Below are 12,342 nucleotides of genomic sequence, written 5' to 3'. Positions count from 1 at the left end.
TTTGAATGAAAAAATTTTTCTCAAATAGTCTAATTGTTTCATTTTTTCTTCTTCTGTCTAAGATCCTGGGTTTTATTAGAGATATGTTGTTAGCTAGTTTTTTTGGAACTAGTATAGCAATGCAGTCTTTCTTAATAGCTTTTAGAATTCCAGAGTTTATGAGAAAAGTAGCTTCATCAGGGGCTATAACACAAATATTAAATCCATATATTAAGGGAAGAGTTAGTAATCAACAGAAACAATTTGTTGCGAGTATTTTGTTATTTATTTCGATAGTTATTTTTTTTATTATTTTATGTTGTATCTTTTTTTCCAATATTTGGGTAAGTATTTTTGCTACGGGGATTGTTGATGATTATCAAGTTTTAGAGTTATGTTCTACACTGTTCATAATTATGATTCCATATATTTTATTTATATTTCTTGTAGCATTAATATCTGCTGTTCTAAATAGTCATAAAAATTATGTAATAGCATCTATAATCCCTTTAATTTTAAATATTTCAATGATTGTGGGAGTTGTACTCGCTCCAGGCTTTGATACTCCAATATATGTGGTAGCTTATTCAGTTTTAATAGCGGGAATTTTTCAATTAGCTATGGCTACAGTTGCGCTTTACAAGCTTATGGGAAGAATAGAGCTTAATAAATCTATGTTTTTCATAAAAGATTTTAGAGTTATAGTTTTTTTTAGAAAGTTTCCTGCAGCCTTCATAGGAGCTTCAATCTTGTCTATAAATTCATTGGTTGAAACTTTTTTTGCCTCATTTTTAGTATCAGGAAGTTTGGCATGGCTTTATTATGCAGATAGAGTTAATCAATTTATTTATGGAGTTTTTGGTACGGCGATAGCTACGGTAGTTATTCCATATTTACTTCAATATAAAAATGATTATTCTAGTTTTAGGATTATTTTCTCAAAGGTTCTTAATTTTGCTATCTATATTACAGTTCCAGCTCTTGTGGGACTGGTAATTTTATCCAAACCAATTGTTGTGACATTATTTAATTATGGAAAGTTTAATGAGCAAGATGTTTACTTTACTCAAATGGCTTTAATGGGCTATGCTATTTCTTTATTTTGTTTTGTCGTTATTAGAATCATTACATCTGCGTTGTATATTAGTAGTCAAACCAATATAGTATTCCGAATAAGTGTATTTTGTTTGTTAGTTAATATTGTATTAGATGCTCTGATTGTATATTTTTTATCAGACTATATCTATGCTTTTCTTATTTTGGCAGTTATCACATCTTTCGTAGCGTTATTAAACCTTTTGATGCAAATGATTGTGTTGTCTAGATTTAGCTTTACTAATTTTATGGGTTTATTCTTTTCTAAAAGTTACTTTTTAAAGATTTTTATTAGTATTGGCGTAATGATATTGGTTTTGTTTAGCTTTAACTTAAATATAGATGCATGGTTTCATATGACATTATTAGAAAGATTTTTAAGACTTTTTCTTATTATTAGTCTTTCAGCAATGAGTTATATTGTCATTACGTTATTATTGGGTGTGAAAAAATACTTAATCATTAAACATTAGGATTTCTAAAACTATCTTTAATACTTTATACTAGAAAAAGTATATATGGAAATAAAGACTTTTTTTGTAATGTATGATTTAAAGAATATAAATAATCTTAGGGGGATAGAGAGAGAAACTCTTAGGATTAGTAAAGATGGAATTTTTACTAATAGCCAACATCCCAGTAAATTAGGGCATAAGCTTACTAATAGTAGTATAACCGTAGATTTCTCTGAAAATCTATTGGAGCTTATAACAAAGCCTAGAAAAAGTATAGATCATGTGTTGGAAGAGCTTAATAAACTCCATTCTTTTACTTTGCAAAGAATGGATGTGAATGAAATTATATTAAATTCGAGTATGCCATTTACTGTTTCAGAAAAAGAGGTGCAAGTCGCCGATTTTGGAGAGTCTAATTCTGGAAAAATGAAGCAGGTATATAGAAGAGGTTTAGAATCGCGTTATGGTAAAGTCATGCAGGTAATTGCAGGTATCCATTATAATTTTTCTTTTGATGAGAATTTGGTTGCTCAGAAATCTGAAGAGCTGGGTTTAACAAAGTCTGGTGTTTACTTTGGTGTAATAAATAATTATTTTGAGTATATGTGGCTGTTGCTGTACTTGTTTGGAGCAAGCCCGATTTGTGCAAAAGCATCTGTTAAAAATAAGCCAGACTATTTGAATGAATTAGATAATGAGTTTTATATTGGTGAATATGCGACAAGTTTAAGAATGAGTGATTTGGGCTATACTAGTCCAGCTCAAAAGGATTTGCATATATCTTATAAAGATGTAACTTCATATGTTACAGGTTTGATTGGTGCAACAGAAGAAGAGTTTCCACCTTATGAAAGAATGGGCTTATATAATGATCAAGGTAAGCGTATTCAGTTAAATAATAGTATTTTACAAATTGAAAATGAGTATTATAGTCCTGTAAGACCTAAACAGATATCAAAAAGATGTGAGCGCCCAGCTTGTGCGCTTATGAATAGAGGTGTTGAGTATATAGAAGTTCGTGTGCTTGATGTAAATCCTTTTGTTGCTTCTGGAATAGATAAGCAAACTTCATTGTTTATAGAGGCTATGCTAATGACTTGTTTCATGAAAGATTTTAATCAATATAGCGAAGATTTTGTGAAAGCTGCTAAATCTAATTTAACTGAAGTTGCAATTAATGGGAGGAATCCATCTTCTAAGGTTATAAAGATTTGTACGGGAGAAAAAGTTCTATTAAAAGAGTATGCTCTTGAACTTTTTACATCTATTGAGAAAACAGCGTTACAAATGGGGCAGGAGTATATTGATGCGGTTTCTCTTGAAAAGGAAAAAGTTCTTGATGTATTAAAAACTCCTTCTTCAATTTTGGTTGGTCATGCTAAAGATAAAGGTTATAAAAATTTAGTTTTAGAATTATCTGAGCAAGCTTCTGATGAGTTTAGGAAAAATGAACTGGATCCTATGGAAATTGATTTATTAGAAAAGCAAGTCATAGAATCAATTGATGCAGAAAGAGTGCTTAGAGATCATGATAGTTTATCTTTAAGCGAATATATAGATAAATATTACAAATCAGTTTGTATTTAGTTTATTAATAGAAATTGATTTTTTATTTGATAAATTTTTAAGAGAAATAATAAGATAAATAGATTAGACTTTCTTAAGAGAACCAAATCTTTTGTTGAATCTGTCAACACGGCCAGCTGTATCAACAACTCTTTGCTTACCTGTATAGAAAGGATGGCATTCAGAACAAATATCTATATTCAAAGAATCTTTTCCAATTGTAGATTTTGTCTTAAATGTATTTCCGCAGCTACAAGTAATTGTAACTTCATTATATTTTGGGTGAATTTCTTGTTTCATTTTTTATTTCCTTGTTTTTATAATCTGACATCGCCACCTAAGCTATTTCATTAGGCACCATATCCCTAAAAATTAGAATAACTCACGAATTTTAACTCAATTAAAAGTAAGTATCAAGCTTAATTAGAGGAAATATATTTCTCTCTTCTAACATTTTTTGAGTTGAAACCAGCTTCTGTAAGTTGTTCATATGCTTGATCTATCATATTTGGATTACCACAGATATAAACAACGTCAGTTTCTGGATTTAAATCCAATTCTCTTAGTTGGTTTTGTACGTACCCAGAAGCTTCGTAAATATTTAAACTCTCTTTCTCACGGCTTAAGCAAAGTTTGAAGTGAATATTCTTGTGTCTTTCAGCAAAATTTATGAACTCATCAGCATAAAGAGCATCTTTTCTATGTTGTACGCCTAATAATATGTAGATTTCTGTATTGTTGGCTTTTTCTAATAGTTCTGGGAACATTGATTTGTAAGGAACTATGCCTGTACCCGTGCCTATTAGAATTAGTTTGTTTATTTCTTCATCTTTTAGTATTAGCCTACCAGCTGGACCCATTGCTGGAGCTGTCTCTCCTTCTTTCATGTTAAAGAAGAATTCTGAAGCAGCTCCTCCTTTGACATAAGTTATGCCTATTTCTAGAAGCATATTTTCGCTAGGTAGAGATCCTAGGCTGTAACTTCTTCTTTTTAAAGTTCCATCACTGTCTTTTAGTAGGAATGTTATAAATTGTCCAGCCACAAAATTTAAAGGCTTATTATCTGTCCTTTTAAAAACAAAGTGTCTAACATTTGGAGTTAAATCTTTAAAAGACACTAATTCTAAATCAAATTTTTCTAGAGCCATATTTAGAAATTTCTTTACATTTACTATTAAATTTGTGTAATTGTATAATAACTAGAAGTATTTATAAATGATTTTGAATTAAAGCAATGAGTAAATATTTATCATTGATTATTATTTTTGTGATTTCGCCACATTTTGTTTTTGCAGAAATGAAGCAATCCAATCGGACCTAGAAGATGTTTATTCAAAGCCTATAGTTGTAGAGGGAAATAAGGCAACTATAAATATAGAGCTACCAGTTGATTCTATTTCTGGCTATAGGTGGTTTTTGACAGAGTATAATTATGATTATATTAGAGCGGTTTCTTATCAGCATGAGAGTATTAATGTTGAGAAATCTAAATATGGTTCGTTAGATAGTTTTAAAATGTCTGTGCATGATAGGTTTAAGAAGATTCCTCAAAAGATTGTTTTGCATTTTGAATGCTTTAAGCCATGGGAATTTAAAGAAGATGTTTTATATAAAGATGTGGTGATTTTATTTATCCCTGATTAAGTTAAGAGTTGGTTAGAGCATTTTGAATTTGGTTAGATACCCATTTTGCAGCATCTTCAGGCGTACTGGCTGCTTCATTTGTTTGTTTGTCTGCAATTACATGAATTTCATTTAAGTGTTTGTTTAACTCATTTTTGTCCATGTTCGCTAAATTTGTTGGCAGAATGATGAATGCATGAGGTCCATCGAATCCAATTTCTTTTCCTAGCTGACGTGATTCAAGCTCCTCTTTTGCTGCTTCATTAAGTTGAGCTTTGTCAATTTTTATATTTAGCTTATCCGCGATAGAGTTTATTTCATCAAAAGTTATTTTACCTTTTGATATTCTTGTTTGAAATATAGACTTATTATATTCGTCAAATAATGCAGGGCCTCCTTGGATATAGGCTTCATATGCAATTAAGCTGGCGTAATTTGCAACGGTCATATCTCGATTTGATGAAGGGTAAGGTTTAAATATGATTTTGACATTAGGATTGTTTTTAAGTATTGAGCTTACTTCTTTAGAAATTTCAGCACATTTGCTACAACTATAGTCAAAAAATACGACAACAGCTTTTTCTGCATTTTTATTACCTAAATAAGGAGTTTTGTTATCATTTAATAATTGATTTATAATTTTAGGATTTGCAACATTTGCAGAATAATTAATTGTATCTTTAGATATCGCAACTTCTGTCTTGTTTTTGGTATTTTGCTCTGAGCATCCACTCATTAATATTAAAGATGTTCCTAATAAAGCTATGGTTAATTTTTTCATAATCCTTATATCCTTATGATTTAAAGTAAGTTATGGTGAAATTATTTATGATTTATTAAACTACTCAAGTAAGTAAAAGTCTAGGTTTTTGTTCTGAGTTATTATTATAAGAGCCTGTGTGTAAGTATTTAAGCTAGTTTTTAGTTTCAAAAAAAAGTTATTTTTTTTTCTTATTTGTTATATATTCTGCTAGAATAATATGGGAATAACTATTTTAAAATTAATTTATAGTTCTAAGGTTAATAGTATGAAACAAAAAAAATATATATTAGCGTTGATAGTTGCGTTTACTTCATTGGTTTTATCAGGCTGTGTTAAGAGTGGTGTTTTAGATCCTAATGGTCCTATTACAGCAAGTGAACAGAAGCTTTTGGTATATGCTATATTGCTTATGCTTATAGTTGTTATACCTGTGATAGTTTTAACTTTATGGTTTGCGTGGCGTTATCGCGAAGGGGCAAATGCAAAATATCGTCCTGAATGGACTCATAGTACTCTTTTAGAGGTTGTGTGCTGGGGTGTTCCTAGTGTCTTAATCCTTGTGTTAGCTATTATGACATGGACAACGACTCACTCACTTAGTCCATATAAGCCTTTAGAGTCTGATAAAAAGCCTCTTGAAGTTGACGTTGTAGCATTAAACTGGAAATGGATGTTTATATATCCAGAAGAGGGTATCGCTACAGTTAATTACATAAGAATTCCAAAAGATAGGCCAATTAATTTTAAAATTACTTCAGCTGCACCTATGAACTCTTTCTTTATACCTGAATTGGGTGGTCAAATTTATGCAATGACAGGTATGACTACACAGTTGCATGTTATAGCTACAAATAATGGTAAATATCGTGGATTCTCTGCTAATTATACAGGGCATGGTTTTGCAGGAATGCAGTTTTATGCTGAGGTGGTTAATCAAGATAATTTTGATCAATGGGTTAAAGAAATTAAAAATTCAAATGATCCAGCACTAACATGGGGATATTTCTGGAATAATTTAGTTAAAGATTCAGTAAATAATCCAGTAGCTTACTATTCAAATGTTGATAAGAATTTGTTTAATGATATTACTATGTCTTATATGATGCCTAATTATAAACCAGGTGACATGGAAAAGATGGGTAATATGCATCATATGGATATGTAGTAATAAATTATAAATAGTACGGTAAATAGGAGAGCAATATGCTAGAAGCATTAATTGGAAAACTAAGTGATCCACATTTGGTTTTTCCATATCTGTATGAGCCAGTAAGCCAGCAATTAATCATACTTGGTATGTTTATAGGCATAGTGGTTGCAGGTGTGGCATTAGTCGGTGGTATCACATATTTTAAAAAATGGGGCTACTTATGGAGTGAATGGTTTACAACTATTGACCATAAGAAAATAGGGACGATGTATGTTCTTGTCGCTTTAGTCATGATGTTCCGTGGTTTTGTGGATGCTGCCATGATGAGAACACAACAGGCTTTGGCTTCAGGTGACAGTACGGGTTATTTAATTCCAGAACACTTTGATCAAATTTTTACTGCTCATGGCGTAATTATGATCTTCTTTGTTGCGATGCCGTTAATATTTGCATTAATGAACTGGGTTGTTCCTCTTCAGATCGGTGCTCGTGATGTGGCATTCCCTTATATGAACTCTTTAAGCTTTTGGCTTTTTGTAGTTGGTGCGATGCTAATAAATATTTCTTTATTAGTAGGTGACTTTGCTCATGCTGGTTGGTTGGCTTATCCACCATTCTCAGAAATAACATATAGCCCTACTGTAGGGACAGATTATTACATATGGGGTCTTCAAATATCTGGTATTGGTTCATTAATGACAGGTATTAACTTCTTTGTAACGATTATTAAAATGCGTTGTAAAGGTATGACATTAATGAAGATGCCTGTATTTACTTGGGCTTCATTATGTTCAGTAGTTCTTGTTATAGCAGCATTCCCAGTTTTAACTGTGACTTTAGGTTTACTTACTTTAGATAGATACTTTGGTACACACTTCTTTACTGTTTCAGGCGGTGGAGATCAAATGATGTATGTAAACTTAATCTGGATATGGGGACATCCTGAAGTATATATTCTTGTACTTCCTATGTTTGGTGTATTCTCAGAAGTTGCTGCTACATTCTCGAAAAAACCTTTATTTGGTTATGTAACAATGGTATGGGCTAGTATTGTAATTACAATATTGTCTTTTGCTGTATGGCTTCACCATTTCTTTACTATGGGAGCAAGTGCTAATGTAAATGCTTTCTTTGGTATTATGACAATGATTATTGCTGTTCCAACTGGGGTTAAAATATTTAACTGGCTATTTACTATGTTCCGTGGAAGAATCACTTTCTCTACGCCTATGATGTGGTTAGTTGGTTTTATGATAACTTTCTCAGTAGGCGGTATGACAGGTGTATTATTATCTGTACCTGGTGTGGATTTCCAAATGCACAATAGTGTATTCCTAATTGCTCATTTCCATAATGTAATTATTGGTGGTGTAGTATTTGGAGCATTTGCTGGACTTACATATTGGTTCCCTAAAATATTTGGTTTCAAACTAAATGAACGTTTAGGTAAATATGCTTTCTGGTGTTGGTTAGTAGGATTCTTCGTAGCATTTATGCCTCTATATTTATTAGGTGCTATGGGTATGACAAGAAGACTATATCACTATGATGCTTCAACTGGTTTCCAATCACTACTTATAGTAGCTTGGGTTGGTGCTATGATAATTGGATTAGGTATATTTTTCCAAGTGTTACAAATTATTGTAAGCTTTAAAAATAAGGATCAAAACCGTGTTGGTGCAGATGCTTGGGGTTATGGTCGTACTTTAGAGTGGGGTATCCCATCGCCAGTTCCTTTTTATAACTTCTCTCGTGATCCTGTAGTTGAAGAGCGTGATGCTTATTGGGATCATAAAGAAAAAGGTTTGGGCGTAGATAATAGACCATTAACTGAAGCTAAAGAATATGAAGATATTCATATGCCAAGAAATACAGCAGTTGGAGTAATAATAGGGGCATTTAGTTTCATATTTGGTTTTGCTGCAGTATGGCATATTTGGTGGTTAGTTGTTGTCGGTGTTGCTGGTATGATAGGTACAGTATTATACAGATCATTTGACTATGATATTGACTACTATGTGAAGGCTGATGAAGTTAAAAATGTTGAAAGTAAATATAATCAACAAGGAGAGTTACAAGTATGAGTACAGTAACTGCAGATAATAACCATCATCACGAACATCACTTTGATGGTTCTAAGAATGTGTTTGGTTTTTGGATTTATATTATGAGCGACTGCGTGCTTTTTGCTACGCTATTTGCAGTATATGCAGTCTTTCATAAAAATACATTTGGTGGGCCTGATGCTCAAGAATTATTCAGCTTGCCATATGTTTTTATAGAAACAATGTTGCTACTTGTTAGTAGTTTTACATTTGGTTTGGCAATGCTTAATCGTAATTCTAGCAACATAAACCATGTAATAAAGTGGCTCTTGGTTACTTTTTTCTTAGGTTTAGGCTTTATCATTATGGAAGTTCATGAGTTTTACGAGTTAGCGATAGAAGGTCATACTTGGTCAAGTAGTGCTTTCTTATCATCTTTTTTTACTTTAGTTGGTACTCATGGGTTACACGTAACTATGGGTCTTCTATGGATAATAAGCATGATTTTTCAGCTTAAAAAATATGGTATGACACCAATGGCGAAAACAAAGCTTACTTACTTAGGCTTATTTTGGCATTTCTTAGATATCGTATGGATATTTGTATTCTCAATAGTTTACTTGTTAGGAGCGATATAATATGGCTAAAGAACATTTATATGATCATGATACAGGTGCAGCATATGGTACTCATAAAAGTTATATAACTGGTTTTGTACTTTCTATAGTAATTACAACTATAGCATTTGCATTGGTTGGATTTAAAGTTTTATCTCCTATGGGCTTATGTGTAGCAATAGCTATACTGGCTTTAATACAATTATTTGTGCAGCTGATATTTTTCTTACATTTAAGTACTGATTCAAAGGCTCGTTGGAACCTAGTGAGTGCTGTTTTTGCGCTTATTGTAGTTGTAATAATAATAGTTGGTACTATGTGGATCATGTTTGACCTTTATGACATGATGATGTAATTAAAATTGATCGCTACTTTTTTCTATGTCTTTTAAAAAATATCTTCAATTAGCAAAGCCAGGGATTATCTTTGGTAATTTGATTACCTTAACAGGTGGCTTTTTATTAGCTACGCATAGGCATATTGGCTTTGAGCATCTTAGTTTATATCTTTATGTTATGATTGGTGTTGCCTTAATGATAGGTTCTGGTTGTGTTTTCAATAACTGTATAGATCAAGATATTGATGCTGAAATGACAAGAACTAAGAATCGTCCATTAGTGACAGGTCAGATTTCTACATTTTCAGCTATTATTTATGGAATGATTTTGTTAACGGCGGGTAGTATAGTTTTATATTATTTGGTTAACCCTTTGACGCTATGGATAATTCTTGTAGGGTTTGTTGTGTATGTTGTAGTTTATACTATTATGAAACGGTACTCTGTGCATGCGACTTTATTGGGAGGTATATCAGGGGCTATTCCCCCTGTAGCTGGGTATACGGCATTAACAAGTCAGCTTGATTTAAATGCTTTATCACTATTTTTAATATTATTTTTTTGGCAAATACCACATTCTTATGCGATTTCTATTAGACATATGAAAGACTACAAAAGAGTTGGAATACCTCTATTAGTGATTGTTAAAGGCCTAGAGATTACTAAAAAAATGATACTAGTTTATATGGTATTGTTTATATTATCTTGTGCTTTACCATTTATCATTGGAACTGCAGATATAATTTCTTTTATCATAACAATGTTTGTAGCAATTTTTTGGTTGGTTATTTCAATAAAAGCTATGAATCTTGAAGATGAGCAAGTATGGTCTAAAAAAGTTTTTTTAACTTCAGTTTGGGTTATTACTGTCATTTGTTTGTCAATGGGTTAGTTATAAAGATATTTGCCAATAAGTGATTTATTTGTTATTAATTAAAAGCAATTTCTTTAATTCTAGATTTTTTTTGATTAAACTTTTAGGAATTCTAAATTTTAATTTAAAATAATGTATTCTAAAGAATTTCAATCTACTTTTTATATCTCTCTTATATATAGTTTTAGAATGATTGGGTTATTTATAATTTTTCCAATCTTTAGCTTGTATGTAGATCATCTAAAAGATGCTACTCCTTTTCTTATTAGTTTAGCCTTAGGAATTTATGGTTTAACACAGGCGTCTCTTCAACTAGTGTTAGGGATAGCATCTGACTATATAGGTCGTAAAAAGATTATACTATTTGGCTTATTGCTATTTATACTGGGTAGTATAATAGCGGCATGTTCTACTAATATATATGGAATCATAATAGGGCGAGCACTTCAAGGAGCAGGAGCAATAGGGAGTACTTTAACAGCATTGATAGCTGATATTACAAAAGAGGAAAATAGACTTAAGGCGATGTCTATTATTGGAATGAGTATAGGCTTGTCATTTATGGTTGCTATGATGATAAGTCCTATTTTAAATAGTATTATAGGATTATCTGGCATATTTTGGGTAACAGCTATTATGGGAGTGGTTGGTATCATTATGCTTTTGAAAATTCCAACACCTCGAGTACCAAGTTTTCATCATGAAGCTAAACCAGTTTTTCATTTGATTAAAAGTGTGATTTTTCATAAAGAACTTTTACGTTTGAACTTTGGAATTTTTGCTTTGCATGCAATTTTGACGGCACTTTTTATTGTGATTCCAATTATCTTGACCAACAGAATAGAAATAGCACCTGATTATCAGTGGTTGTTTTATTTACCAGTTCTAGTAATATCCTTTGGATTAGTATTCCCATTTATAATTATTGGTGAAGTTAAACGCAAAATAAAATTACTTTTTATAGTAGCAATTATTATTTTAACACTTTGTGTATTAGGAGTTTTATTTGAGTTTCAACATGTTGTTATAATGGGTGTGCTTTTAACTTTATTTTTTGCATCTTTCTCATTTCTAGAAGCAACTCTTCCATCAGTCATTTCAAAAACAGCACCTGTTGGAACTAAGGGGACTGCTATGGGTATTTTCTCCAGTGCCCAGTTCTTTGGTATTTTTATAGGAGGTAGTTTAGGAGGAGTCGTTTTTGAGCTTTATAATATTGCAGGAGTGTTAATATTTTGTACTATTTTTGGCATATTGTGGTTTATAGTTTCTCTTACAATGGGAGATATCCAATACCTTAATTCGAAAATATATCATATGAATATCTCTGGAGAGCAAAAAAAAGAAGAGTTAGAAGGTATTCTTTCAAAAGAAGTTGGAATATATGAGTCAAATATTAATTTAGAAGAAGCGGCAATTTATATAAAATTTGATAAGAAAGAGTTTGATGAAGCATCTTTTCTTGCAAAATTAAGTAGTATTTAATATGATTTAAGCAGAGTTGATTTTAACTCTAAATTTATAGATATTATAAAACTTATAGGAATTAATTATGAATAAAATAAGAAATTTTTTTCATTCAATAAAAAGTAAAAATCCTGATAGCATTTTTTCTAAAATCTTCAGTGATACTTTATATACATTATTTTTAGTAGCTGTTTGTGGAGCAATAGGAGCTATTATAATTCTAATTTATGTTGTTTTAGTAGGTCTTTTTAAATAGAAAACTCTTATAAACTTCTTCCGATTTTAAAATAAGCTTTTTTAATAAGCTAATGCTAGATTTTGATTCAATTAAAAGTGATAGCTATGACTGGACTAAAACCAAGTAAAGCATT

General features: G+C 31.2%; 13 protein-coding genes. 10 read left to right on the top strand and 3 right to left on the bottom strand.

Annotation, left to right across the window (positions count from 1 at the left end; all coding sequences use genetic code 11):
- The first annotated feature begins 5 nt into the window (after nt 1–5).
- Nucleotides 6–1,547: a murein biosynthesis integral membrane protein MurJ gene (murJ, locus tag DNK87_RS07440; protein ID WP_119330949.1), complete on the top strand. Its 1,542-nt coding sequence runs from the start codon at nt 6–8 to the stop codon at nt 1,545–1,547.
- Between the two features lie 69 nt (nt 1,548–1,616).
- Nucleotides 1,617–3,116: a glutamate--cysteine ligase gene (gshA, locus tag DNK87_RS07435; RefSeq protein ID WP_119331212.1), complete on the top strand. Its 1,500-nt coding sequence runs from the start codon at nt 1,617–1,619 to the stop codon at nt 3,114–3,116.
- Nucleotides 3,117–3,179: 63 nt separating this feature from the next.
- Here gshA and rpmE read toward each other — a convergent pair whose 3' ends face one another.
- Nucleotides 3,180–3,395, bottom strand: a complete 216-nt coding sequence (gene rpmE / locus DNK87_RS07430) for a 50S ribosomal protein L31 (RefSeq protein WP_119330948.1) — start codon at nt 3,393–3,395, stop codon at nt 3,180–3,182.
- Between the two features lie 119 nt (nt 3,396–3,514).
- Nucleotides 3,515–4,243 carry a ferredoxin--NADP reductase gene (locus tag DNK87_RS07425; protein WP_119330947.1) on the bottom strand — a complete coding sequence of 243 codons (729 nt, stop codon included), beginning with the start codon at nt 4,241–4,243 and terminating at the stop codon, nt 3,515–3,517.
- Between the two features lie 268 nt (nt 4,244–4,511).
- Between DNK87_RS07425 and DNK87_RS09005 the strand changes: the two genes are divergently transcribed.
- On the top strand, nt 4,512–4,739 hold the full coding sequence (locus tag DNK87_RS09005; RefSeq protein WP_244614637.1) for a hypothetical protein: 228 nt from the start codon (nt 4,512–4,514) through the stop codon (nt 4,737–4,739).
- 1 nt (nt 4,740) lies between these two features.
- On the opposite strand, the gene DNK87_RS07415 is transcribed toward DNK87_RS09005, so the two are convergent.
- Nucleotides 4,741–5,499: a thioredoxin domain-containing protein gene (locus DNK87_RS07415; RefSeq protein WP_119330945.1), complete on the bottom strand. Its 759-nt coding sequence runs from the start codon at nt 5,497–5,499 to the stop codon at nt 4,741–4,743.
- A 247-nt stretch (nt 5,500–5,746) separates the two neighbouring features.
- Between DNK87_RS07415 and cyoA the strand changes: the two genes are divergently transcribed.
- From cyoA to DNK87_RS07380, 7 genes are all read left to right on the top strand, one after another.
- Nucleotides 5,747–6,646 carry a ubiquinol oxidase subunit II gene (gene cyoA, locus DNK87_RS07410; protein WP_119330944.1) on the top strand — a complete coding sequence of 300 codons (900 nt, stop codon included), beginning with the start codon at nt 5,747–5,749 and terminating at the stop codon, nt 6,644–6,646.
- A 38-nt stretch (nt 6,647–6,684) separates the two neighbouring features.
- On the top strand, nt 6,685–8,715 hold the full coding sequence (gene cyoB, locus DNK87_RS07405) for a cytochrome o ubiquinol oxidase subunit I (protein WP_119330943.1): 2,031 nt from the start codon (nt 6,685–6,687) through the stop codon (nt 8,713–8,715).
- Nucleotides 8,712–9,314 carry a cytochrome o ubiquinol oxidase subunit III gene (cyoC, locus tag DNK87_RS07400; protein ID WP_119330942.1) on the top strand — a complete coding sequence of 201 codons (603 nt, stop codon included), beginning with the start codon at nt 8,712–8,714 and terminating at the stop codon, nt 9,312–9,314. Before cyoB ends, cyoC begins: the two co-directional genes overlap by 4 nt.
- Before the next feature lies 1 nt (nt 9,315).
- Complete coding sequence (gene cyoD, locus DNK87_RS07395; protein WP_119330941.1) at nt 9,316–9,648, top strand: cytochrome o ubiquinol oxidase subunit IV; 333 nt, start codon at nt 9,316–9,318, stop codon at nt 9,646–9,648.
- A 25-nt stretch (nt 9,649–9,673) separates the two neighbouring features.
- Nucleotides 9,674–10,522, top strand: coding sequence for a heme o synthase (gene cyoE / locus DNK87_RS07390; protein WP_119330940.1), 849 nt, complete (start codon nt 9,674–9,676; stop codon nt 10,520–10,522).
- Nucleotides 10,523–10,636: 114 nt separating this feature from the next.
- Nucleotides 10,637–11,989 carry an MFS transporter gene (locus DNK87_RS07385; RefSeq protein WP_119330939.1) on the top strand — a complete coding sequence of 451 codons (1,353 nt, stop codon included), beginning with the start codon at nt 10,637–10,639 and terminating at the stop codon, nt 11,987–11,989.
- Nucleotides 11,990–12,056: 67 nt separating this feature from the next.
- The gene (locus DNK87_RS07380) at nt 12,057–12,227 is read left to right on the top strand and encodes a hypothetical protein (RefSeq protein WP_154401850.1); all 171 of its coding nucleotides are present in this window, start codon (nt 12,057–12,059) and stop codon (nt 12,225–12,227) included.
- The last annotated feature ends 115 nt before the right edge of the window (nt 12,228–12,342 follow it).

The sequence above is a fragment of the Pseudofrancisella aestuarii genome (assembly GCF_003574475.2).
GTDB lineage: Bacteria > Pseudomonadota > Gammaproteobacteria > Francisellales > Francisellaceae > Francisella > Francisella aestuarii.
This window is presented reverse-complemented; position numbering and strand designations above follow the sequence as displayed.